Here is a 23,724-nt window from a genome sequence, read left to right on the forward strand (position 1 = left end):
TCGAAAGACGACTCGGCACACCGAATTTCTTGACGACCATAGAGCATTGGAACCACCTGATCCCATCCCGAACTCAGAAGTGAAACGATGCATCGCCGATGGTAGTGTGGGGTTTCCCCATGTGAGAGTAGGTCATCGTCAAGATTAAATTCCGAAACCCCAATTGCGAAAGCAATTGGGGTTTTGTTTTTGCGCGACAAAAAATGCCTCATTCCTCGCAACACTCACGTTGGTCCTCTCAGCTGTCACCGCTGCGTGACAGTGCTAAGGTTCGGACCTAGCTTTTGCATTTTCCAAGGAAGCCCTTATGCCGGACGCCACGTCCCTCAGCGCTGGTTTTATGGTGGTTCACGGTAACCGCCTGGACGAGTTGCGCAGCCTGGTGGTCAGCTGGATGCGGCGTTACCCCTTGGCGCCGCTGGAGAATGAGATCGCCCTGGTCCAGAGCAACGGCATTGCCCAATGGCTGAAGCTGGCCTTGGCTGAGGATCCTGAGGATGACGACATGGGCGGCTGTGGCATCGCTGCTGCCATTGATGTGCAGCTCCCCGGCAGTTTCATGTGGCAGCTTTATCGCATGGTGCTGGGACGCGATGAGATCCCGCCCAAATCCCTGCTGGATAAAGCGCCGCTGACCTGGCGCCTGATGCGGCTTTTGCCCGAACTGATCGATCAGCCGCATTTCGAGCCCCTACGCCGTTTCCTTACTCACGACACGGATTTGCGCAAGCGCTATCAATTGGCCGAGCGCCTGGCTGACCTGTTCGACCAATATCAGGTCTATCGCGCCGACTGGCTGGAGGACTGGGCTGCAGGCAGGCATCAACTACGCAGCGCTCGAGGCGAAGCCAAGGCCCTGACCCCCGCCAACTGCTGGCAAGCCGAACTGTGGCGGGCGTTGTTGCTGGATGTGGGAGAGGCGGGCATGGCGCAAAGTCGCGCCGGCGTTCACCAACGTTTCATCGAACGTATTCTCAACCTGGAAACGGCGCCCCAGGGACTACCCTCGCGAGTGATCGTTTTCGGGATTTCCTCCCTGCCGGCGCAAGCCCTGGAAGCCCTGGCCGGACTGGCCCGCTTCAGCCAGGTACTGCTGTGTGTACACAACCCTTGTCGTCACCATTGGGCGGATATCGTCGCCGACAAGGACCTGCTGCGCCATCAATACAAGCGTCAGGCGCGCAAGACGGGAATGCCGGCGGTGCTCGATCCGCAGACCCTGCATCAACATGCCCATCCGCTGCTCGCCGCCTGGGGTAAACAGGGCCGCGACTACATCAACCTGCTCGACAGCTACGACGATCCCAACAGCTATCGTTCGGCTTTTCGCGACGGCCGTATCGACCTGTTCAGCGAGAGTCAGCCGCAGACCCTGCTGAATCAGTTGCAGGACGATATCCTCGAATTGCGCCCGCTGGAGGAGACCCGCCAGTTGTGGCCGGCGGTCGATCTGCACCAGGACAAGTCGATCCGTTTTCACATTGCCCACAGTGCCCAGCGCGAAGTGGAGATCCTCCATGACCAGCTGCTTGCGCGCTTCAGTGAGGACCCTGAATTGCGTCCGCGGGATGTGATCGTGATGGTCCCGGATATCGACAGTTACGCACCGCATATTCGCGCGGTCTTCGGCCAGTTGGAGCGTGACGATCGGCGTTTTATTCCGTTCACCCTGACGGACCAGGGCCAACGTGGCCGCGACCCACTGCTGATTGCCGTGGAGCATCTGCTCAAGCTGCCGGACAGCCGGTTCCCCGTCAGCGAAATCCTCGACCTGCTGGATGTTCCGGCATTACGCGCACGTTTTGGCGTTGATGAGGCCGATCTGCCGACCCTGCATCGCTGGATCGAAGGTGCCGGCATCCGCTGGGGTATGAACGCCGAACAACGGGCCGACCTGGGATTGCCGGAGGAACTGGAGCAGAACAGCTGGCGTTTCGGCCTGCGCCGCATGTTGCTGGGTTACGCCGTGGGACGCTCCGATGCTTGCGAGGGGATCGAGCCTTACGATGAGATCGGCGGCCTGGATGCGGCATTGATCGGACCGTTGGTGGCCTTGCTCGATGCCCTGGAGATGGCGTATCAGAACCTCACTTTGCCGGCTTCGCCGCCGCAGTGGGGCGAGCGCCTGCAAGCACTCACGCAGCAGTTCTTCCTGGCCAGTACCGAACATGACGACTACCTGCTGAGCCAACTCGAAGACTTGCGCGAAACCTGGCTGGAAACCTGCGAGTCGGTTGGCCTGCATGATGAGCTGCCGCTGACCGTGGTCCGCGAAGCCTGGCTGGCTGGCCTGGACCAGGGGCGCTTGTCCCAGCGTTTCCTGGCCGGTGCGGTGAACTTCTGCACACTGATGCCGATGCGCGCTATTCCCTTCAAGCTGGTGTGCCTGCTGGGGATGAACGACGGCGACTACCCGCGGGCGCAACCGCCGCTGGATTTCGACCTGATGGGCAGCGACTACCGGCCCGGTGACCGTTCGCGGCGCGAAGACGACCGTTACCTGCTGCTGGAGGCGCTGCTTTCGGCGCGGGATCAGCTGTACGTCAGTTGGGTCGGTCGCAGCATTCGCGACAACAGCGAACGCCCGGCCTCGGTGCTTATCGGCCAGTTGCGCGATCACCTGGCCAGTGGCTGGAAGCTGGCGAATGACCAGGACGATCTGCTCGACGCCATGACCCAGGAGCATCCACTGCAACCTTTCAGTGCCCGCTATTTCCATGAAGGCCATGGGCTGTTCAGCTATGCCCGTGAGTGGCAGCTGTTGCACCAGAACCAAGCGGCCACTCAAGCGCTCGAGCTTCTGACGCCCTATGTCCAGGAAGAGCCTTTGAGCTTGGGGCAGTTGCAGGACTTCCTGCGTAACCCGGTGCGGCATTTCTTCAGTCAGCGCCTCAAGGTGTTCTTCGAGGCGGCCGACGCGCCGTTGGCCGACGAAGAGCCTTTTGTGCTCGACGCGCTGCAACGCTACAGCCTGAGCGACAGCCTGCTGGAGGCGGCGTTGAACTGCGCCGATGATCCGGAGCAGGCCCTGCAGGCCCAGGCGCAACGGCTACAGGCCAGCGGCTTGTTGCCCATGGCCGGTTTTGGCGAGAGCCTGCAACGAGAGCTGATCGAGCCCTTGCCGGATCTGTTGATGCGCTATCGGCAATTGCTGGAGTTATGGCCAACGCCGGTCACCAGCGCCTTGCCGATTACCCTTGAACTCAAGGACGTGAAGCTCGAAGGCTGGCTGAGTGGGCTGCACCAACGTAGCGACGGCGGGCTGCTGTCGGTCACCACCATCCCCAATAGCATCGGCTCGCCCAAGACCCGCAAATGGCACCGCCTGACCCGGCCCTGGGTCAATCATCTGGTGGCCTGTGCCAGCGGCTATACCTTGACCACCGCGCTGGTGGCCAGCGACGACACCTTGTTGCTGCCGCCTCTGGACCGCGATGCGGCGCTGCAAATCCTGGGCGATCTGCTGCTGGCCTGGCAGGCGGGCATGTGCCAGCCGCTGCCGGTAGCCGTGAAAACCGCCTTTGCCTGGCTGGGCCAGAGCGATCCGGGCAAGGCCGAAGCGGCGGCGCGCAAAGCTTATGAAGGCGACGGCCAGACCAGCGATGGCGAACGTCGGGAAAGCCCGGCCCTGGCGCGCCAGTACCCGGACTACAACGCGTTGATCGCCGACGAAACCTTCAGCGGCTGGGTTGATGCGCTGTACCGCCCACTCTTACAGGCGCCCTGGCGCTCCGCGGCCAATGGGGAGGCTGACGTATGACCCGGCAAGCACCTTTGGCCCTGGCGTTCCCGCTGCGGGGCAGCCAACTGATCGAAGCCAGCGCCGGCACGGGCAAGACCTTTACCATCTCGGCGCTTTACCTGCGCCTGGTGCTGGGGCACGGCGGCGAGCCGGCCGGGTTCGGTCGCGAGTTGCTGCCACCGCAGATTCTGGTGGTGACCTTCACTGATGCGGCGACCAAGGAACTGCGCGAGCGGATCCGCACCCGCCTGGCTGAAGCCGCACGCTTCTTCCGCGATGAAACCGCCGCGCCCGACGCGCTGATCGCCGAGTTGCGCGATCAGTTCGCCGCCGAACAATGGCCGGGTTGCGCCAGCCGCCTGGACATCGCCGCGCAATGGATGGACGAGGCCGCGGTCTCGACCATCCACAGTTGGTGCCAGCGCATGCTGCGCGAGCATGCGTTCGACAGTGGCAGCCTGTTTACCCAGACCCTGGAAACCGACCACAGCGATCTGCTGGGCGAAGTGCTGCGCGACTACTGGCGGCTGTTTTGCTACCCGATGCAGGGTGATGCGCTGAACTGGGTGCGGGCCAACTGGGGTGGGCCCGCGGCCTTGCTGCCCAGGGTACGTGCGCTGTTTGGCAGCGAACGTGAAGTGGACCAGGAACAGACACCGGTGCAGTTGATCGAGTCCTGCTTGCTGGAGCGTCGCGCGGCGTTGGTGCAGCTCAAGGCGCCTTGGCGGCAATGGGCTGAGCAACTGCGGGAGATCTGCTTGCAAGGCGTCGCCAGCAAGGCCGTCGATGGCCGCAAGATGCAGGCGCGCTACTTCGAGCCCTGGTTCGAAAAGATCACCGCCTGGGCCGAAGACGAGTCCATAGAACAACTGGATATCGGTACCGGCTTCAGCCGCCTGACCCCCGAAGGCATGGCCGAGGCCTGGAAAGGCGATGCGCCGGATCATCCCGCGCTGGACGCCATGGCCGGGCTCAAGGTCGCGCTCGATGCCCTGCCGAGCCCCGACGCCGCGGTGTTGCAACACGCCGCGCGTTGGGTCGGCGCGCGCTTCGAGGAGGAGAAGCGCCGCCGTGCCGAGATGGGCTTCGACGACATGCTGCTGCGCCTCGACGCCGCGTTGCAGGCCGAGGGTGGCGAGCGCCTGGCGACGCTGATTCGCGAGCAGTTCCCGGTGGCCCTGATCGACGAATTCCAGGACACCGACCCGGTGCAGTACCGGATATTCGAAAGCATCTACCGCATCGAGGACAACAACCCCGAGACCGGGCTGTTCCTGATCGGCGACCCCAAGCAGGCGATTTACGCCTTCCGTGGGGCGGACATTTACACCTATCTGCGCGCTCGCCAGGCCACCAGCGGCCGCTTGCATACCCTGGGCACCAACTTCCGTTCCAGCCACGCCATGGTCAAGGCGGTGAACCACGTATTCGAGCGTGCCGAGTCCCGTGAACAGGGGCGCGGCGCGTTCCTGTTCCGGGAAAAGAACGGAGAGAACCCGGTGCCGTTCCTGTCGGTGGCCTCCCAGGGGCGCAAGGAGCAGCTACACAGAGAAGGGCAGGTGGTGCCGGCGCTGAATATCTGGCACCTGTCCTCGGAGCAAGCCATTTCCGGGGCGCTGTACCGGCAGCAACTGGCGGCGGCCTGCGCCAGCGAAATCGTCGCCTTGCTCAACGGCGGGCAGCAGGCCAGCGCCGGCTTCGCCCGTGACGGCCAGCCCTTCAAGGGCCTGCTGCCGGCGGACATCGCCATCCTGGTGCGCGATGGCAAAGAGGCCCAGGCCGTGCGCGGCGAACTGGCCGCGCGCGGGGTGCGCAGCGTGTACCTGTCGGACAAGGACTCGGTGTTCGCCGCCCAGGAGGCCCACGACCTGCTGGCCTGGCTCAAGGCCTGTGCCGAACCGGATATCGAGCGCCCGCTGCGCGCCGCGCTGGCCTCCATCACCCTGAACCTGCCGCTGGTTGAGCTGGAGCGCCTGAACCAGGACGAGCTGGCCTGGGAGAGTCGGGTCATGCAGTTCCGCGGTTATCGCCTGATCTGGCGTACCCAGGGTGTGCTGCCGATGTTGCGACGCCTGCTGCATGACTTCCAGTTGCCCCAGGCCCTGATCGCCCGCAGCGATGGCGAGCGGGTGCTGACCAACCTGCTGCACCTGTCCGAACTGTTGCAGCAGGCGGCTGCCGAACTGGATGGCGAACAAGCGCTGATCCGCCATCTGGCCGAGCACCTGGCCTTGTCCGGGCAGGCTGGCGAAGAACAGATCCTGCGTCTGGAAAGCGACGAACAACTGGTCAAGGTGGTGACCATCCACAAATCCAAGGGCCTGGAGTACCCGCTGGTGTTCCTGCCGTTCATCTGTTCGGCCAAGCCGGTGGATGGCAGTCGCCTGCCGCTGCACTACCACGACGAGTCGGGCAAGGCCCAGGTGACGCTACGGCCAACCCCGGAGCTGATTGCCCAGGCCGACGACGAACGCCTGGCCGAAGACCTGCGCTTGCTCTATGTGGCGCTGACCCGTGCCCAGCATGCCTGCTGGCTGGGTGTCGCCGACCTCAAGCGCGGCAACCACAACAGCTCGGTGCTGCACCTCTCGGCCTTGGGTTATCTGTTGGGCGGCGGTGCGTTGTTGAACGAGTCCAGCGGCCTGGCGCGCTGGCTGCAAGACCTGCAGCAAGGCTGCGAGGCCATGAGTGTCAGCGAAATGCCCAGCGTCTCCGACAGCCGCTTCCATCCGCCGCGCAACGACGCCACCCTGCTGGCACCCCTGGCTCCCAAGCGGCGAGCCGCGGAGAACTGGTGGATCGCGTCCTATAGCGCCCTGCGCATCAGCGACAGCCTGGGCGCCGGCAGTACCGAGGCGCCGGAAAGCCCGCAGGCGCAGAAACTCTTCGACGATGAACGCCTCGACCCCGATGCCCCGCGTGAAGTCGTGGCCAGCGGCGCGGACATCCATCGCTTCCCCCGTGGGCCGAATCCGGGGACCTTCCTCCACGGCCTGCTGGAGTGGGCCGGTGACGAGGGGTTCGCCGCCGACCCCGTCGCTATCGAGGACGCCATCGCTCGGCGCTGTAATCGCCGCGGTTGGCAAGGCTGGATCAAGACCCTGAGCGACTGGTTGCGGCACCTGTTGCAACTGCCTTTGCCAGCCGGGGCGGGGCGATCGCCGGTGGTGCTCGCGCAGTTGAGCCAATACCGGGTCGAGATGGAATTCTGGTTCGCCAGCCACAAGGTCGATGTGCTCAAGCTCGACGAGCTGGTGCGCCAGTACACCCATCAAGGCGTGCCTCGGGTGACCGCCGAACCAGTACTGCTCAATGGCATGTTCAAGGGCTTCATCGACCTGACCTTCGAGCATCAAGGGCGCTATTACGTGGCCGACTACAAATCCAACTGGCTGGGCGTGGATGACGCCGCCTATACCGAGCAGGCCATGGAACAATCGATTCTCGACAACCGTTACGACCTGCAATACGTGCTGTACCTGCTGGCCCTGCATCGCCAGTTGCGGGCGCGCCTGGCGGACTACGATTACGACCGGCATATGGGCGGTGCCCTGTACCTGTTCTTGCGTGGTACGGGCTCGGCCAGCCGCGGCGTGTTTTTCACCCGGCCACCCCGTGAGCTGATCGAACGCCTGGACCGTTTGTTCCAGGGCAAACCCGAGCAGCCCAGGGCCGAGCCGGCGTGGGAACAGGGAGTATTGCTGTGATCGAGGATCTGCTGACGCCGCTGGAACCCCAGCCCGACCTGGCGCCCCTGGTTCGGGCCGGCGATTTGCTGCTGTTGCTCGATCGTTGGGTTGAGCGCGGATGGTTGCGCGCCCTGGACAAGGCTTTCGTAGGCTTCCTCCATGAACTGGAGCCACAAGGCGATCCACTGGTGCTGATGGCCGCGGCGTTGACCAGCCATCAACTGGGCCACGGGCATGTTTGCCTGGACCTGTTCGAAACCCTCAAGGAGCCGGACTTCGCCCTGTCCCTGCCGCCGGAAGGCGACCTGCAAAGCACGGCGGCGGTACTGCCGTCGCAGGTGCTGGCGACGCTGGACGGCGCGCACTGGTGCAAGGCCCTGGCGGCCAGTCGCCTGGTGGCGCTGGCGGCCGACCAGAGCGAGCAGGCCCGCCAGCGGCCGCTGGTGTTGTCGGGCAAGCGCCTGTATCTGCGCCGTTACTGGGCCTATGAGCGGCGCATCGACAATGCCTTGCGCCAGCGCCTGGCGGTGCAGGAGGAAACCCCCGCGGATTTGGCCGAGCGCCTCGGCGGCCTGTTCGGCGCGGCCAAGGCGGCGGGGCCGGTGGACTGGCAGAAGCTTGCCTGTGCGCTGGCCACCCGAGGCGCCTTCAGCATCATTACCGGCGGGCCGGGAACCGGTAAAACCACCACCGTGGTGCGCCTGCTGGCCTTGCTCCAGGCCCCGGCTGTCGAAGCCGGCAAGCCTTTGCGCATCCGCCTCGCGGCTCCCACCGGCAAGGCGGCGGCGCGCCTCACCGAGTCCATCAGCCTGCAAGTGCGCTCCCTGTCGGTCGACGACAGTGTGCGCGAGAAGATCCCCAGCGACGTGACCACGGTGCACCGCCTGCTGGGCAATCGTCCGGGAACCCGGCACTTTCGCCATCACGCCGGCAACCGCTTGCCCCTGGATGTGCTGGTGGTCGACGAAGCCTCGATGATCGACCTGGAGATGATGGCCAATCTGCTCGATGCGCTGCCGGTGCACGCGCGCCTGGTGTTGCTCGGGGACAAGGATCAACTGGCCTCGGTGGAAGCCGGCGCGGTGCTTGGCGATCTGTGCCGCGATGCCGAGGCCGGCTGGTACAGCCCGCAGACCCGCAGCTGGCTGGAGGCCGTCAGCGGCGAGCAACTGGCGGACAGCGGTCTGCAGGAAGACAGCGCCGGCGCTCATCCGCTGGCCCAGCAGGTGGTGATGCTGCGCCACTCCCGGCGCTTCGGCGAAGGCAGCGGTATCGGCCAGCTGGCGCGCTGGGTCAACCAGCAGCAGGCCGAGGAAGCGCGCCGCCTGCTGGCCGCCCGCAGCCACGCCGACCTGTATGGCTTGAGCCTCAAGGGCGAGCAGGACCGCGCCCTGGAGCGCTTGCTGCTGGAAGGCCACGGCGACGGGCCGCAGGGTTACCGGCATTACCTGAGCCTGTTGCGCGGCCAGCGCCCGCCTGCCGATACAGCGCTGGAAGATCCGCGCTGGACCGCCTGGGCCCGCGATGTGCTGCTGGCCTTCGACCAGTTCCAGTTGCTCTGCGCGGTGCGCAAGGGGCCTTGGGGTGTCGAGGGGTTGAACCAGCGGATCACCGCCGCGCTGTTCAAGGCGCGGCTGATCGAAAGCGATCAGCAGTGGTACGAAGGTCGTCCGGTGCTGATGACCCGCAACGATTACGGCCTGGGCCTGATGAACGGCGATATCGGCATTGCCTTGAAGTTGCCCGAGCACGAAGGCACGCAAGACGGGCGCCTGGTACTGCGGGTGGCCTTCCCGCGCAACGACGGCCAAGGTGGCGTGCGTTTCGTGCTGCCGAGCCGGCTCAACGATGTGGAAACCGTGTACGCCATGACCGTGCACAAATCCCAGGGCTCGGAGTTCGCCCACACCGCGCTGATCCTGCCCGAGGCGCTGAACCCGGTGCTGACCAAGGAACTGATCTACACCGGTATCACCCGGGCCAAGGACTGGTTCAGCCTGATCGAGCCGCGGGCCGGGGTGTTCGAAGAGGCGGTGCGGCGCAAGGTCAAGCGCCTGAGCGGGTTGATGCTTGACCTGGGTTGAACGCCGAGGCACTGGCGTTCGGCACTCGATCAGAGCGCCGCTGCCAGTGCCGTCGCGCTTGGCTGCTCCAGCCCCATGAAGCGTCTGACCCGTTCCCCCGCCGCTTCTTCGCGGATCGCTTGCGGGCTGGCGTCCAGCTGGATATTGCCGCCCTCCATGAAGATCACCCGATCGGAAATCGACAGGGCGAAGTCCATCTCGTGGGTGACGATCAACATGGTCATGCCCTCTCGGGCCAGGTCGCGAATCACGTTCAACACATCGCCCACCAGCTCGGGATCGAGGGCCGAGGTCGGCTCGTCGAAAAGCATGATCTGCGGCTCCATCGCCAGGGCCCGGGCAATCGCCACGCGCTGCTGCTGGCCGCCGGACAGCTGGTGCGGGTACTTGTGGGCGTGGGCCAGCAGGCCGACCTTGTCCAGCAAGGCGTAGGCCTGCTGCTCGCTCAAGGCTTTGCTGCTGCCGTGGTAACGCGGCGCCAGGCAGATATTGTCGAGGATGCTGCGATGGGGGAACAGGTTGAAGTTCTGAAAGACCATGCCGATGTGCCGCACCCCCTCGCGCACCTGCGGGCTGTTGAGGTTGTCGCCGGCGCTGATGAAGCTGTTGCCGAACAGCACGATTTCGCCCTGGTCGATGCGCTCCAGGCCGTTGATGGTGCGGATCAGCGAGGTCTTGCCCGAGCCGGACGGACCGATGATGGAAATCACCTGGCCACTGGCGACGTTCAGGTCGACGCCCTTGAGCACCTGATGATCGCCGTAGCGCTTGTGGATGTTTTGCAGTTGCAGGGCCGGGGCGCTACCGGCTACCGGTCGTGGGCGAGGTCGGCTGTGCTGCGGTTGTGCCTGTTGCCGGAGCTGCTCGGTGCCGGCGTCATCCAGGGTTTGCGGGGTGCGCAGGTTCAGGTCCAAGTGGCGTTCCAGGCGCTGCAACAGCCAGGCGAACAGGGTGACGATCAGCACGTAGTACACCGCCACCGCGGCCAGGGTCTCCATCACCAGGAAGTTCTGCGCATACAGGCGCTGGCCGACGGTGAGCAGTTCGGTCAGGGAGATTACCGAGATCAGCGAAGTCAGCTTGACCACGGTGATGTACTCGTTGATCAGGGTCGGCAGGGAAATGCGGAAGGCCTGGGGGATGACGATCAGCCGTTGCAGACCGATCAGGCCGATGCCCAGCGCGCGGCCGGCTTCCTTCTGCCCCTTGGCCACCGAGATCAGCCCGCCGCGATGGATTTCCGCCATGTACGCCGCTTCGGTCACCACCAGGGCGAGCAGCCCCGAGTAGAAGGGGTTGGACAGCACCGAACCGGTGGCCGGAAACAGCTGGGGCAGGTTGTAGACGAAGACCACCAGCACCAGCAGCGGAATGCTGCGAAAGAACCAGATGTACAGCGCTGCCGGGGTTCTGATCCAGGCGGCCGTGGAGAGTTTGGCCGAGGCCAGGAGAAAGCCCAGCAGCATGCCGATGAACCAGGCCAGCGCGCTGAGCTGGACCACGGTGACGCAGGCGTGCCAGAAGCTGGGCAGGGAAAACAGGGAGATGAAGTAGGACCAGTCGAATTGCATAAACACCTCGGGCGGCTTCGGATCGCAGGCATCAGGACGGGCGCTGCGCGCTCGATCGGGGGCCGGTCACGGGCGCATCCCTGCGCCGCAGTGGCTTGTCAGTCAGTCACCGGTTCCAGGTTGTATTTGCCGAGGATCGCGGCGTACTCGCCGTTCTTGCGGCTCTCGGCGAAGGCTTCCTGCAGCGCCTTGTAGGTGGCGTCGTTGCCTTTCTTGACGAAGATGCCGAGGGTTTGCTGATAGATCAGGTGCTGGCTGGTGACCACCACCCGACCCTGGGTGCGTTCGGCGATCATCTTCGCCGCGCCGGCGATTTCCACCTGGGCCTGGATGTTCTTCGACAGCAGGGCCTGGGTCACCTCAGGTGCCGAGGGGTATTCGCTGACACTGATCGCGCCCTTGTTGTTCGGCACGCAGTAGTCGCTGGAGAGCTTCTGCAACTGGCTGACCCAGGTGGTGCCCTGTTCCAGCCCGACCTTCAGGCCGCACAGGTCTTCAGGGGTTTGCGGGTTCAGGCCGCTGTCCTTGGACGTCATGATCGCCGCGCCGGTTTTCGCATAGGCGATGGTCATGGCCTGGGTCTGCCGTTCCGGAGTGATGTACATGCCGGAAATGATCGCGTCGTAGCGACCGGCGTTGAGGCCGAGGATCAGGCTGGGAAACTTGGTGTCGACGAACTCGGCCTTGGCGTTCATGTGCCTGGCCAGGGCGTGGGCCAGTTCCGGATCGGAGCCGACCACGTTCTTCTCGCTGTCATAGGACTCGAACGGTGGGTAGGTGATTTCCATGCCGATCTTCAGCTGTCCGGGTGTCGCGGTCGAGGCCAGGCCTGCGGTGGCGCACAACAGGCCGGCGGTGAGCAGGGTCAGGCGAGCAACGTTGTTTTTGTTAAGCATCGTGGGTCTCTCCAGGGGATGGAAGCAAAGGGCAAAAGGGTGGTCAGGACGCTTGCGACTGGTGTTTCAGGTGGCCGAAGCTCGAAGGCTTGCGGGCTTTTTCCGGCAGGCGGATCTCGCCGTTCTCCACGCGCTTGCGCAGGTACTGGTAGGTCTGCAGGGCCTGGCCATACATGTGCTCGCCGATGGTGATCTGCTCATAGTCGTCCGAGGCCTTGGCGAACTGTGGCAAAGGCTTGATCTGGGTATGGAAGTCGCAGGCGTAGAACAGCGGGAACGAGTAGCGCTCCTCGCTGACGCTGCGCACCCGGTGGGCGGTGGCGACAAAGGCGCCGGCGGTCATCACCTCCAGCATGTCGCCGATGTTCACCACAAAGGCGTCGGCCAGCGGCGGGGCGTCGATCCACTGGCCCAGGTTGTTCATCACCTCCAGGCCCGGCTTGTCGGCCAGCAGGATGGTGAAGCACTCGTAGTCGGTGTGGGCGCCGATGCCGGGGGCATCCTGGGCTGCGTCGTCGAACGGGTAGTGGATCAGGCGCAGCTTGGAAGGCGGGCGGGTGACCAGGGCGTCGAAATAGTTTTCCTCCAGGCCCAGGGCCAGGGCGAACCCGCCGAACAGGCGCCTGCCGAGGGCGAAGACGGCCGCGTAATAGGCTTGCACCGCCTCCTTGAAGCCGGGCAGTTCTGGCCACTCGTTCGGCCCCAGCAGCGGCGTGTTGGCCAGGACCAGGGGATCGTCGGCCGCGACTTCGAAGCCGATGTCGAAGGCTTCCTTGTGATCCGGCTTGCCCTTGGAATACACCTCCTCGCCCTCGGGGACGAAACCCTTGTGGCTTTTCGAGGTGCCGATGTAGTGCTGCATCTTGCTGTCCAGGGGCTGGGCGAAATAGTCCCTGGCGGCCTGGCGCAGGCCGGCGATCAACTGCGGGTCGATGCCATGGCTGGTGATGTAGAGAAAGCCCACTTCGCTGGCGGCCGCTCCCAGCTGCTCGGCGACGGCCAGCCGGTGCTCCAGCTCGATGCTGAACAGGCCGGCGATGTCCACCACCGGAATGTGCTTGAAGTTGGCCTTGGCCGGGGTTTTATCGATTTTATCGGGCATGACGCAAGAACCTCACGGACGGGTTGAGTGGGTGACGCGGTCGAAGTGTTCGCGCTCGGTCCTGGCCATCCACTGGTTCAGCGACCAGAGGTCGGCCACCGGCACGTTGGTGAAGGGCAGGTGATGCAGGTAGCCGTCGGCGCCGAACTCCGGGGTCAGGGTGCTGACCTGGTAGCCCCGGGCCTTTTGCGAATGCCAGATGGCTTCCCAGTGCTGCTGGTGGAACGCCAGTTCACGGGCATATTCCGGGGCGGCGGGGTGCGGGACTTGCGGCCCCTGGTCATAGCCGACCCGGGCCTGGATATGGTGAACGCGCTCGACGAAGGCGCTCAGGTCATCGAAGGGGTCATCCAGCAGGCGTTCGCAGGTGACGACCCAGTGGCTGATATCGCTGGTGAAACGCAGGTCGGGCAATTGCCGGATCAGCTCCAGGGTGACCCAGGGATTGAACAGCGAACGGGCGCGGTGGGTCTCGAAGCTGCAGAACTGGCCATGCTTGCGCGCCAGCTCCATGGCCTGGCCGAAGAACTCGACTTGCTGGGCCAGGGGCCAGCGGTCGTTGCCGGCCAGCACATTGACGAAGCGCGGCGCCAGTTCGGCGGCCCAGGCGAGCTTGCGCTCCAGGTCCAGCAGGTGTTCCTGGAACGCGGCCGACTGTTTTGGCAGGACGTCGTAGGCGGTGAAAACCGTGCAGATGTAGGCGAGGCGATTGTCCCGCAGGAAAGTGCCGAATTCGCCGCGTTCGCGGGCTTGCAAAGGCAGGCGGGCTTCCATACCGTCGAAGCCGGCGGCCAGCAGCTCGTCGAGGGCCTGGGCCGGGCTGGCGGTATAGCCCCAGAGTGTGCGGAATATTTCCAGTTGCATCGGCTAACCTCAAAGATGTCTTGGGCTACTCATGGCACCGCAAAGGCACTGGGCCGAAGCGGCGATACTGGGCAGTAGCAAAAGACATTCCTTGAGCCGGGTCTCTGCGGATCCGGTCTCACCGAGGGCGGTCTGGACGGCTCGCTCTCTGGCGCCGATCTTAAGCAGGCGATGCAGGCATGAAGAATAGGAAGGTTCAAATCGTTACTTCATTTTTTTCTAAACCAATAGCCTGCTACCCATGCCTGGGAACCTCGCGGCGGTTTCACCGGCTGTGCTATCGTTGCGGCATCATTGTATGAAGATCAAAGAGAATCCCTGCATGAACGTGGCTGTCTCGGCGACAGAGCGCTTTTCGGGCTGGAGGCAGATACTGCTGTCCGCCCTGGTCTGTCTGCTGAGCACTTTTGCCGTCGCGCAACCCGAGCCTGCTGCCACCAGCCTGGCAGACCAGCGCGCCAAGGCGGTGACTCAAGTGGTGCTGGGGATTCTCAGTTATGCGCGCTGGCCGGTGGAGCCGGCGCAATTGCGTCTGTGCGTGGTGGGGCCGACCGAATACACCGACGACCTGGTCAAGGGCACGACCCAGGCCACGGGCCGCCCGGTTCTGGTGCGGCGCTTGCTGGCCGACAACCCGGCCATCGTCAACGAGTGCGATGCGGTGTACATCGGCAAGCTGACCGACGACCAGCGCGCCCGCCTGTTCACTTCCCTGGTCGGTCATCCGGTATTGAGCATCAGCGAGGGCGGCGACCAGTGCACGGTCGGTAGCCTGTTCTGCCTGCGCGTCAGTGACAATCAGGTGTCATTCGAGGTCAACCTGGATTCGGTGGCGCGCAGTGGCGTGCGGATTCATCCAAGCGTGCTGCAACTCTCCCGTCGTCGACCGGCGGCGCCATGAGCTTCTTCAAATCTCCTGCTCGCCCTACATTGCGTTCGGTCATTGGCCGCGGGCATCTGATTGTCGCCCTGCTGGCCATTTCCATGGCCAGCCTGTCCCTGACATTGCTCGGGGTGCTGGCGTTGCGGGTGTATGCCGATCACAACCTGCATCTGATCGCGCGTTCGATCAATTACACGGTCGAAGCGGCGGTGGTGTTCAACGACAGCGCCGCGGCGACCGAAGCCCTGGCCCTGATTGCCTCCACCGAAGAGGTGGCCGATGCCCAGGTACTCGATGCACGGGGGCGCGTGCTGGCCCATTGGGAGCGGCCGGAAATCGGTTTGCTGACCGATCTGGAAATGCAGATCGCCCGGGCCTTTCTCGAAAAGCCCATCACCGTGCCGATCATGCATCAGGGCCAGGAAATCGGCAGCATCGCCCTGACCGGGCACGGCGGCAGCCTGCTGCGCTTCCTGCTCAGTGGGCTGGTGGGGATTGTCCTGTGTATCGCGGTGAGCGCCTGGGTGGCGCTGTACCTGGCGCGCCGGCAGTTGCGCGGCATTACCGGGCCGCTGCGCAGCCTGGCCGATGTGGCCCATGCCGCGCGCCGCGAGCGGGCATTCGACGTCCGGGTGCCGCCGGCGGAAATTGCCGAGCTGGACAACCTGGGCAACGACTTCAATGCTCTGCTCGATGAGCTGGAAGCCTGGCAAACCCACTTGCAGAGCGAAAACGAAACCCTGGCCCACCAGGCCAGCCATGACAGCCTGACCGGGTTGCCGAACCGGGCGTTTTTCGAGGGCCGGCTGATTCGCGCGCTGCGCAGCGCCAGCAAGCTCAACGAACGGGTGGCGGTGTTGTTTCTCGACAGTGACCGTTTCAAGGGCATCAACGACAACTTCGGTCACGCCGCCGGCGACGCGGTGCTGATGGCGGTGGCGTCGCGGGTGCGTGCGCAGTTGCGCGAGGAAGACCTGGTGGCGCGCCTGGGGGGCGACGAGTTCGCCATTCTGCTGACCCCGCTGCACCGCATCGAGGATGCCGAGCGTATCGCGGAAAAAATCATCGCCAGCATGGAGATGCCAATTGCCTTGCCAGGCAGTACTTCGGTACTGACTTCACTCAGTATCGGTATTGCCGTCTACCCTGATCATGGCACCACCCCGGGTGCTCTGCTCAATGCCGCCGATGCGGCGATGTATCAGGCCAAGCGTGTCTCTCGAGGCGGGCAACACACCGCGGGGTCGGAGCCCCCCGTCGTTCACGTTCAATCCAGGAGCTAATTCTTTGTTTTCACTGACTCGACCTTTCTTGCGACTTTTCACCACCGGCCTGTTGCTGGCGCTGCTTTCATTGACCGGTTGCCAGAGCGTGCCGCCCAAGGGGCTGACCCCGCAGCAAGTAGCGGTGCTCAAGCAGGAGGGCTTTGAGCTGACGGACGAGGGCTGGGCCTTCGGCCTGTCCGGCAAGGTGCTGTTCGGCAGCGACATCGATAGGTTGAATGCCGCCAGCACCGGCATCGTTGAGCATATCGGCAAGGCGCTGGTCAGCGTGCACATCGACAAGGTCCGGGTCGATGGCCACACCGATGGCTCCGGCAGGGAAAGCTACAACCAGCAACTGTCCCTGCGCCGGGCGAAAAGCGTGAGCAAGGTACTGGTGGCCACGGGCATGCGCGAAGAAAACATCCAGCTGCGTGGCCTGGGTAGCAGCGAACCGGTGGCCTCCAACAGCACGGTGGCCGGACGCACCGAAAACCGTCGCGTCTCGATCGTGGTCATTGCCGACTGATGGGCGAAGACCATCACCGGGTCTGTCTTGCCAGTAGGCCCTGATTCTTCCTTTACACTGCGGTTCCCACAGTGGGGTGATCCGCTAGGTCTTCGCGATAGCAGGACCAGGCTGTGCCGAGTGGATTTTGCAGTGCTGCTGGCAGGTGACCTCATAGTGGTGATGCTTGGAGTTCTTAAGGATCAGCAGGGTCCGTAGTGCACTTCTTCAAGCGATCCGTATCCGTGCCGCTCTCTGGGCTGGTATCAATATTGCCATTTAGGTCGAGGTAAATATCCGTTCTTCGCCATTTAGGGGTGATATTGACGCAATGATTACGGCCCGTATCACTCCACCAATAGAACTCCATGAAGAACCCGGCATCTGGAAAAATGTGGCCAAAGTCAGATGTCGCCTCGCCTGGAAATAGGCCCCCGCGTCCACTCCGATAAATTCGGTGTTCGGTATTCCAGGTCACAGAAAGCTTCTCTTTTCCCTCCTTGGAGTAGTGAACCGTGACCACTGGGGTCGCTACCCTCCAAAACACAAAGGGGGACAGCAGTAGCAGAAAGAGAATGCCCAAAATGTACCTGTATTTAATGGGCCTTACATTTGTGGACACGGATACCTTCCCCCCATTCCTTCGGTTGTACTGCAAGAACTTCGTCCATGATCATCTTTGCCGTTATGCCTCCGTTGGGGCGTTGTCGATAGAGCTTCACGCCGATACTAATGGATATTCGGTCAGGTGCATCATCCCAGGCCCTCATGCCCTCGATATCAGCAGAGCGATGCGGACCGGGCCGTTCCCATTCTGCTTTAGGTTTTTCAAAAATCTCTTCAACCTTCCGAGCAGCGTCCGACCCTATCTGCTCTATACCTGCGCCGTCCAAGAGGACGCTTTCAGAGAGTCCACCAGCCAGTCCAACATAGCCATAGTGGATGTTCGACCAGATGTCATAGAAGTAGTCGTAGCCCCCTTGTTTGTTCCAAACATCCTTGAACATCGCTTGCAGCTTCGGCTTGTGGTCCCAGGGCCGGCCCTGACCGACTCGCTCAGTCCAGATAGCCAAAGCCTTCGCTCTCTTCCCCAGCGCTAAGTTGTAGAAGTCAGGGCTTTGACCAAGACGAAGATAGAAAGGAAGTTCCTTATACTTCTTCATTTCAGCTGTTGGGCTAAAGCTATTCAAATCCTGCATCTGTCGCACAGACGGGCTGTTGATATTGGTATTCATCTCGCCCGCAATGTAGCTCGCCAGTTCTTCCATCTGGTCAGGGTCATTACAGACCTTTTCTTCTGGATTCTCTTCAGGAGCCTTAGAGGCCTCATTGGGATCGACTAAAGCATTTGCAGCGGCGGCCTTCTCGGTCAGCTTCGGATCAGCCAACAAGGTCGCCATCTTTTCATCGTCTACAGAGCCATCTGAGCGGAACACTCCGAGCGTTGCGAAGTTGATGATTGCGGCCCCCTCCATAGGCCCCATGACAAAGCCACCGAAGGTATCGCCTGATCCTGTGATGATCGTCCCGCCGTGACTGGTAGGACTCCCTAAGTGGGCCATGGGGCGACCATTCAGGATGATCGAAGGAAACCCTGTGGTAATGACTGCGCCACAGCCGCAAGTGTCACCGACTCGGGCTGCTCCCATGAAGTTGATGTTGATGTCACCAGAAGCGGAAGCAATAGGTGTCGTACCGTGACCGGGAAGCGGGCAGAGGTGTTTATCGCCCAGGCGAGCAGAAGAAAGCATTGATCGTCCTTGTGTGTTGGCGGGTCCGTGAGGCTCTTTGTCGAGCTTCGCGAACCTAGCAAGTGACGATGGACAAGGCTTTAGGACGATTCTGAACTTGGATGAAGCCCGCTCTCATTGCGATCGGCTTTCGCTATTCCGTACAGGCTATGAGTCGGCAAACACCATCTCCCGGCTCTGCCCCATCAGCAGGCCCTGATTCTGTTCGGTCACGCTGCGGATGTAATCCCACAACAGGGTGATCCGCTTGAGCTTGCGCAGGTCCTCGCGGCAGTACATCCAGAACTGCCGGGTGATGTCTATTTCCTCCGGCAGCACTGGCAGCAGGCGCGGGTCCTGGGCGGCCAGGAAGCAGGGCAGGATCGCCAGCGAGCGTCCTTGCTGGGCCGCTACGTATTGGGCGATGACGCTGGTGCTGCGCAGGTTGGCGCTGGCGCCGGGCAGCACGTTGGCCAGGTACAACAGCTCCGAGCTGAACGCCAGGTCGTCCACGTAGCTGATGAATTGATGCTCGCTCAAGTCCGCCGGGCGGCGGATCGGTGGGTGCTGGTCGAGGTATTCCTGGGTCGCATAGAGCTGCAGGCGGTAGTCGCAGAGCTTGCAGCAGACGTAGGGGCCATGCTCCGGGCGTTCCAGGGCGATGACGATATCGGCCTCGCGCTTGGACAGGCTGATGAAGTGCGGCAGCGGCAGGATATCCACCGAGATCGCCGGGTAAGCGTCGACGAAATGGCTCAGCTGTGGAGTGATGAAAAAGCTGCCGAAACCTTCGGTACAGCCCATGCGCACATGCCCGGACAGGGCCACGCCCGAGCCCGAGACCTGTTCGCAGGCCATGTGCAGAGTGCTTTCGATCGACTCGGCATAACCCAGCAGGCGCTGGCCCTCGGCGGTCAGGACAAAGCCATTGGTCCGGGACTTTTCGAACAGCAGGGTGCCCAGCGCGCCCTCCAGCGAACCGATGCGCCGCGACACCGTGGTGTAGTCCACCGCCAGGCGCTTGGCCGCGCTGCTGGCCTTGCGGGTGCGCGCCACTTCGAGGAAAAACTTCAGGTCGTCCCAGTTCAGCGAGCCGAGGGAGGTGATGTTTTTTTGCATGATGGACCGGCTTTTATGTGCGTTCTTATTAGAAGTTTGCACATCTATACTCCAAAAACAGTCCGACAACCAACTCGCGACGCACGCCTCATTTCAAGGCGGTCCCACGCCTTGGCTCCCTGCATAAGAACCTCAAGAAGTCAGGAGACCCGTATGAACGCATCCCTCAAGTCCGACGGCACTACCTTGCAGCAGGTCAAGCTGCTGATCGACGGCCAGTGGGTCGAATCCCAGACCCGCGAGTGGCACGACATCACCAACCCGGCCACCCAGCAGGTGCTGGCCAAGGTACCTTTCGCCACGGCGGATGAAGTCGACGCCGCCATCGAAGCCGCGCATCGCGCCTTCCAGACCTGGAAGCTGACCCCGATCGGCGCGCGGATGCGCATCATGCTCAAGCTGCAGGCGCTGATCCGCGAACACTCCAAGCGTATTGCCCAGGTGCTCAGCGCCGAACAGGGCAAGACCATCGCCGATGCCGAAGGCGACATTTTCCGCGGCCTGGAAGTGGTCGAGCATGCCTGTTCGATCGGCAGCCTGCAGATGGGCGAGTTCGCCGAGAACGTCGCCGGTGGCGTCGATACCTACACCCTGCGCCAGCCGATCGGTGTCTGCGCCGGGATCACCCCGTTCAACTTCCCGGCGATGATTCCGCTGTGGATGTTCCCGATGGCCATCGCCTGCGGCAACACCTTCGTCCTCAAGCCTTCGGAACAGGACCCGCTGTCGACCATGCTGCTGGTGGAGCTGGCGCTGGAAGCCGGGGTTCCGTCTGGCGTGCTCAACGTGGTGCATGGCGGCAAGGACGTGGTGGACAAGCTGTGCACCCACCCCCACATCAAGGCGGTGTCGTTCGTCGGCTCCACCGCGGTGGGCACCCACGTCTATGACCTGGCGGGCAAACACGGCAAGCGCGTGCAGTCGATGATGGGCGCGAAGAACCACGCCGTGGTGCTGCCCGACGCCAACCGCGAACAGGCGCTCAATGCCCTGGTCGGTGCCGGGTTCGGCGCGGCCGGCCAGCGTTGCATGGCCACCTCGGTGGTGGTCCTGGTGGGCGCGGCGAAACAATGGCTGCCGGACCTCAAGGCGCTGGCGCAGAAACTCAAGGTGAATGCCGGCAGCGAGCCGGGCACCGATGTCGGGCCGCTGATTTCCAAGCGCGCCAAGGAGCGTGTGCTGAGCCTGATCGAAAGCGGCATCAAGGAAGGCGCCAAGCTGGAGCTGGACGGTCGCGACGTCAAGGTGCCGGGGTTCGAGCAGGGCAACTTCGTCGGCCCGACCCTGTTCTCCGGGGTGACCACCGACATGCAGATCTACACCCAGGAAATCTTCGGCCCGGTGCTGGTGGTGCTGGAAGTGGACACCCTCGACCAGGCCATCGCCCTGGTCAATAGCAACCCCTTCGGCAACGGCACCGGCCTGTTCACCCAGAGCGGCGCGGCGGCCCGCAAGTTCCAGACTGAAATCGATGTCGGTCAGGTCGGGATCAACATCCCGATCCCGGTGCCTGTACCGTTCTTCAGCTTCACCGGTTCCCGTGGTTCCAAGCTGGGCGATCTGGGGCCCTATGGCAAACAAGTGGTGCAGTTCTATACCCAGACCAAGACCGTCACCAGTCGCTGGTTCGACGATGACAGCGTCAACGATGGCGTGAACACCACCATCCATTTGCGTTGAGGAGTCCGCTCATGAAAATCGCATTCATCGGTCTGGGCAACATGGGCGCGCCCATGGCGCGCAACCTGCTCAAGGCCGGGCATCAGTTGAACCTGTTCGACCTGAACCAGGCCGTGCTCAAGGAACTGGCCGAACTGGGTGGCAGCATCAGTACCTCGCCGCGCGCTGCCGCCGCAGACAGCGAGCTGGTGATCACCATGCTGCCGGCCGCGCCCCATGTGCGTAGCGTCTGGCTGGGTGACGACGGGGTGCTGGCCGGCATCGCCCGTGGCACGCCGGCGGTGGATTGCAGCACCATCGACCCGCAGACCGCCCGCGACGTCGCCGCGGCGGCCGCCAAGCAAGGCGTGGCCGTGGCCGATGCGCCGGTATCCGGCGGTACCGGCGGCGCGGCGGCGGGCACCCTGACCTTCATGGTCGGTGCCAGCGCCGAACTGTTCGCCACCCTGCAGCCGGTGCTGGCGCAGATGGGCCGCAATATCGTGCACTGCGGTGAAGTGGGTACCGGGCAGATCGCCAAGATCTGCAACAACCTGCTGCTGGGCATTTCGATGATCGGTGTCAGCGAAGCCATGGCCCTGGGCGATGCCCTGGGGATCGACACCAAGGTGCTGGCGGGCATCATCAACAGCTCCACCGGGCGTTGCTGGAGTTCCGACACCTACAACCCCTGGCCCGGCGTGATCGAAACCGCGCCGGCTGCCCGCGGCTACACCGGCGGCTTCGGCGCCGAGCTGATGCTCAAGGACCTGGGCCTGGCCACCGAGGCCGCCCGCCAGGCGCACCAGCCGGTGGTGCTGGGTGCCGTGGCGCAGCAGCTGTACCAGGCCATGAGCCAGCGCGGGGAAGGGGGCATGGACTTCTCAGCTATCGTCAACAGCTATCGCAAGCCCCAATAGGGGATTTTTCCGGGAGCCCGCGTCGGGCGGGCTCCCGGTTTTTTGCCATCTCTCTTACCTCAATGGACCTCGCTCCCCTGTAGCCGCTGGCACGGGCCAGGATCGAGTGCGCCGTCCTCGGCAATCGCGCTTGTGCAGAAAAATCACATCGGTTTATGACCGTTCTTTACGGTCGAATATCGTCCGTAATATTGGCAAAGCAGGCGATGAAGATTCGCCAGTGGCTTTATCGCGACAATGTATAAGGCATGCTCTGGCAGTATCGGGATTGATAGCTAAGGTGACTTGTGTCGACAGCGTCTCTGTCGAATGACGACATGTCATGGATATGGCATGTATATGAGGTTTTATCAGGGAGATAGACCATGGCAGATGTCCTGAGATACGGAGACAAAGTTCATATCAAGAATGGTTACAATAGTTGGGATGGCGGTTATCTCGATACTTGTAACCATGCCACCGCCCCGAACAGTCTTTACGGCGTAGTCACCGCAACCACTCCTCATCGCGGCCCGGGTACTGGTACCTGGATCATCGAGTCCGCGACAGGCAAGGCAGTAGGAACCGAGGTTGAAAGTTGCGATGTGATTCTGCTGTGGAACCTCTACAACAACGAGGGTGGCTATCTGGACACCAATGGCCACGCGACAAAACCGTCGATCTACAACGTGGTCACAGCCCTCAAGGAATCGCGGCCGGCGGATACCCTGCACTGGCGAATTTTCGCCGATACCTCAGATCCCAAGGATTTCAAGGTGAGAGAGGGGGATGTCGTGCACTTCCTGAATGGCTACAACGATGTGCGCGGCGGGTTCCTGGATACCTGTGGGCATGCCAGTGGCGAGGGTGTCAAATATGCGGTATCGACGACCCCCTATCTGAATCGGGACGGCAATACCGGCTCATGGAAAATCTCGAAAGCCAACGATTAAGTGTCAGGTGCATCACCATCAAGCACTTTAATGTGCAAAAGGGGACGTTGAAATCGTCCCCTTTTTAGTCGTTGTATTAATAGACTTTCTAAAGTTTTAAATGCGGGTTGTCTGCTTGGTTTTTTTGTTTAAGCAAGCTTGCTGGAAGTTTAAATGGGCTGTCTGTATTCGCTGGGCTGAGATGGGTGAACTTCTGGTTGGCCAATATCATTAGGCCGGGAAGTGTATGACGGGGCGTCTGCCTTATTGCTGTGACTTTATAAAAAGAGGCGCTCCTCAATGATATGAGCGCCTCTTGATGTTTCGCGGAAAGTTCTTCGCCGGGCCGATCAGGCAGTTTGCAAAACTGCGGCCCGCATTTTCGGGTGTCAGGCGAACACGAAATACTTGCGCACGGTCTCGACCACTTCCCAGGTGCCTTTCATCCCCGGCTCGACCACGAAGATATCGCCGGCGCGCAGGTGGATCGGGTCCATGCCGTCCGGGGTGATCACGCAGTAGCCTTCCTGGAAATGGCAGTACTCCCATTTCACGTAGTCCACGCGCCATTTTCCGGGCGTGCAGATCCAGGTACCCATGATCTTGCTGCCGTCTTCGCTGGTGTAGGCGTTGAGGTTGACGGTGTGCGGGTCGCCTTCGAGTTTTTCCCATTTGCAGGCATCGAGCACCGGCAGCGGGTGAGTGTCGCGCAGAACGGTGATGGGGGCAGTCGCGGTCATGAGGACTCCGGGGTGTTGGCTGAGAACTGAAGTCGCACCCTATA

The 23,724-nt window shown here is 62.7% G+C and carries 16 protein-coding genes and 1 rRNA gene; 10 read left to right on the forward strand and 7 right to left on the reverse strand.

The window, feature by feature from the left end:
- Positions 1-28 precede the first annotated feature (28 nt).
- The 4 genes from rrf to recD all read left to right on the forward strand — a co-directional run bounded on the left by rrf (position 29) and on the right by recD (position 9,515).
- Positions 29-144: ribosomal RNA gene (rrf, locus tag AC07VU_RS00005) — 5S ribosomal RNA — on the forward strand.
- Between the two features lie 163 nt (positions 145-307).
- Positions 308-3,760: an exodeoxyribonuclease V subunit gamma gene (gene recC, locus AC07VU_RS00010; protein WP_457275580.1), complete on the forward strand. Its 3,453-nt coding sequence runs from the start codon at positions 308-310 to the stop codon at positions 3,758-3,760.
- Complete coding sequence (gene recB / locus AC07VU_RS00015; protein WP_457275581.1) at positions 3,757-7,449, forward strand: exodeoxyribonuclease V subunit beta; 3,693 nt, start codon at positions 3,757-3,759, stop codon at positions 7,447-7,449. The genes recC and recB overlap by 4 nt, the downstream gene beginning before the upstream one ends.
- The gene (recD, locus tag AC07VU_RS00020; protein ID WP_457275582.1) at positions 7,446-9,515 is read left to right on the forward strand and encodes an exodeoxyribonuclease V subunit alpha; all 2,070 of its coding nucleotides are present in this window, start codon (positions 7,446-7,448) and stop codon (positions 9,513-9,515) included. Before recB ends, recD begins: the two co-directional genes overlap by 4 nt.
- Positions 9,516-9,544: 29 nt before the next feature.
- Here the strand turns inward: recD and AC07VU_RS00025 are convergent, their stop codons facing one another.
- The 4 genes from AC07VU_RS00025 to AC07VU_RS00040 form a co-directional block, all read right to left on the reverse strand.
- Complete coding sequence (locus AC07VU_RS00025; RefSeq protein WP_277587813.1) at positions 9,545-11,086, reverse strand: amino acid ABC transporter permease/ATP-binding protein; 1,542 nt, start codon at positions 11,084-11,086, stop codon at positions 9,545-9,547.
- A 98-nt stretch (positions 11,087-11,184) separates the two neighbouring features.
- Positions 11,185-11,982 (reverse strand): ABC transporter substrate-binding protein, encoded by a 798-nt coding sequence (locus tag AC07VU_RS00030; protein ID WP_053259545.1) that lies wholly within the window; start codon positions 11,980-11,982, stop codon positions 11,185-11,187.
- A gap of 43 nt (positions 11,983-12,025) precedes the next feature.
- A complete protein-coding gene (locus tag AC07VU_RS00035) occupies positions 12,026-13,084 on the reverse strand; it encodes an isopenicillin N synthase family dioxygenase (RefSeq protein ID WP_495029371.1) in 1,059 nt (352 codons plus the stop codon).
- Between the two features lie 12 nt (positions 13,085-13,096).
- Complete coding sequence (locus tag AC07VU_RS00040) at positions 13,097-13,948, reverse strand: sugar phosphate isomerase/epimerase family protein (protein WP_495029372.1); 852 nt, start codon at positions 13,946-13,948, stop codon at positions 13,097-13,099.
- Between the two features lie 322 nt (positions 13,949-14,270).
- Here AC07VU_RS00040 and yfiR point away from each other — a divergent pair, with 322 nt between their 5' ends.
- The 3 genes from yfiR to yfiB are packed head-to-tail and all read left to right on the forward strand — an operon-like array spanning position 14,271 to position 16,622.
- The gene (gene yfiR / locus AC07VU_RS00045) at positions 14,271-14,849 is read left to right on the forward strand and encodes a regulatory sequestration protein YfiR (RefSeq protein ID WP_277587814.1); all 579 of its coding nucleotides are present in this window, start codon (positions 14,271-14,273) and stop codon (positions 14,847-14,849) included.
- Complete coding sequence (dgcN, locus tag AC07VU_RS00050; RefSeq protein WP_053259549.1) at positions 14,846-16,114, forward strand: diguanylate cyclase DgcN/YfiN; 1,269 nt, start codon at positions 14,846-14,848, stop codon at positions 16,112-16,114. The genes yfiR and dgcN overlap by 4 nt, the downstream gene beginning before the upstream one ends.
- A 4-nt stretch (positions 16,115-16,118) precedes the next feature.
- Positions 16,119-16,622, forward strand: coding sequence for an outer membrane lipoprotein YfiB (yfiB, locus tag AC07VU_RS00055; RefSeq protein WP_007922157.1), 504 nt, complete (start codon positions 16,119-16,121; stop codon positions 16,620-16,622).
- A gap of 575 nt (positions 16,623-17,197) precedes the next feature.
- Here the strand turns inward: yfiB and AC07VU_RS00060 are convergent.
- Positions 17,198-18,352, reverse strand: coding sequence for a polymorphic toxin type 44 domain-containing protein (locus AC07VU_RS00060; RefSeq protein WP_274305439.1), 1,155 nt, complete (start codon positions 18,350-18,352; stop codon positions 17,198-17,200).
- A gap of 147 nt (positions 18,353-18,499) precedes the next feature.
- Positions 18,500-19,450, reverse strand: a complete 951-nt coding sequence (locus tag AC07VU_RS00065) for a LysR family transcriptional regulator (protein ID WP_009042050.1) — start codon at positions 19,448-19,450, stop codon at positions 18,500-18,502.
- Between the two features lie 153 nt (positions 19,451-19,603).
- On the opposite strand from AC07VU_RS00065, the gene AC07VU_RS00070 reads away from it, so the two are divergent.
- From AC07VU_RS00070 to AC07VU_RS00080, 3 genes are all read left to right on the forward strand, one after another.
- Positions 19,604-21,130 carry a CoA-acylating methylmalonate-semialdehyde dehydrogenase gene (locus tag AC07VU_RS00070; protein WP_277587816.1) on the forward strand — a complete coding sequence of 509 codons (1,527 nt, stop codon included), beginning with the start codon at positions 19,604-19,606 and terminating at the stop codon, positions 21,128-21,130.
- Between the two features lie 11 nt (positions 21,131-21,141).
- The gene (mmsB, locus tag AC07VU_RS00075; protein WP_053259553.1) at positions 21,142-22,029 is read left to right on the forward strand and encodes a 3-hydroxyisobutyrate dehydrogenase; all 888 of its coding nucleotides are present in this window, start codon (positions 21,142-21,144) and stop codon (positions 22,027-22,029) included.
- A gap of 365 nt (positions 22,030-22,394) precedes the next feature.
- Positions 22,395-22,961 (forward strand): hypothetical protein, encoded by a 567-nt coding sequence (locus AC07VU_RS00080; protein WP_495029373.1) that lies wholly within the window; start codon positions 22,395-22,397, stop codon positions 22,959-22,961.
- A 368-nt stretch (positions 22,962-23,329) separates the two neighbouring features.
- On the opposite strand, the gene AC07VU_RS00085 is transcribed toward AC07VU_RS00080, so the two are convergent.
- On the reverse strand, positions 23,330-23,680 hold the full coding sequence (locus AC07VU_RS00085; protein ID WP_007922165.1) for a cupin domain-containing protein: 351 nt from the start codon (positions 23,678-23,680) through the stop codon (positions 23,330-23,332).
- Positions 23,681-23,724 lie beyond the last annotated feature (44 nt).

Source organism: Pseudomonas sp. GW821-FHT02B10, from assembly GCF_059421865.1.

Bases quoted from the DNA above. Each gene is read 5' to 3' on its own strand.
- AC07VU_RS00040 (WP_495029372.1), bottom strand. From the start codon at position 13,948: ATGCAACTGGAAATATTCCGCACACTCTGGGGCTATACCGCCAGCCCG.
- AC07VU_RS00025 (WP_277587813.1), bottom strand. From the start codon at position 11,086: ATGCAATTCGACTGGTCCTACTTCATCTCCCTGTTTTCCCTGCCCAGC.
- yfiR (WP_277587814.1), top strand. From the start codon at position 14,271: ATGAACGTGGCTGTCTCGGCGACAGAGCGCTTTTCGGGCTGGAGGCAG.
- recC (WP_457275580.1), top strand. From the start codon at position 308: ATGCCGGACGCCACGTCCCTCAGCGCTGGTTTTATGGTGGTTCACGGT.
- mmsB (WP_053259553.1), top strand. From the start codon at position 21,142: ATGAAAATCGCATTCATCGGTCTGGGCAACATGGGCGCGCCCATGGCG.
- AC07VU_RS00080 (WP_495029373.1), top strand. From the start codon at position 22,395: ATGGCAGATGTCCTGAGATACGGAGACAAAGTTCATATCAAGAATGGT.
- AC07VU_RS00070 (WP_277587816.1), top strand. From the start codon at position 19,604: ATGAACGCATCCCTCAAGTCCGACGGCACTACCTTGCAGCAGGTCAAG.
- AC07VU_RS00060 (WP_274305439.1), bottom strand. From the start codon at position 18,352: ATGCTTTCTTCTGCTCGCCTGGGCGATAAACACCTCTGCCCGCTTCCC.
- recB (WP_457275581.1), top strand. From the start codon at position 3,757: ATGACCCGGCAAGCACCTTTGGCCCTGGCGTTCCCGCTGCGGGGCAGC.
- AC07VU_RS00035 (WP_495029371.1), bottom strand. From the start codon at position 13,084: ATGCCCGATAAAATCGATAAAACCCCGGCCAAGGCCAACTTCAAGCAC.
- AC07VU_RS00065 (WP_009042050.1), bottom strand. From the start codon at position 19,450: ATGCAAAAAAACATCACCTCCCTCGGCTCGCTGAACTGGGACGACCTG.
- AC07VU_RS00030 (WP_053259545.1), bottom strand. From the start codon at position 11,982: ATGCTTAACAAAAACAACGTTGCTCGCCTGACCCTGCTCACCGCCGGC.
- AC07VU_RS00085 (WP_007922165.1), bottom strand. From the start codon at position 23,680: ATGACCGCGACTGCCCCCATCACCGTTCTGCGCGACACTCACCCGCTG.
- dgcN (WP_053259549.1), top strand. From the start codon at position 14,846: ATGAGCTTCTTCAAATCTCCTGCTCGCCCTACATTGCGTTCGGTCATT.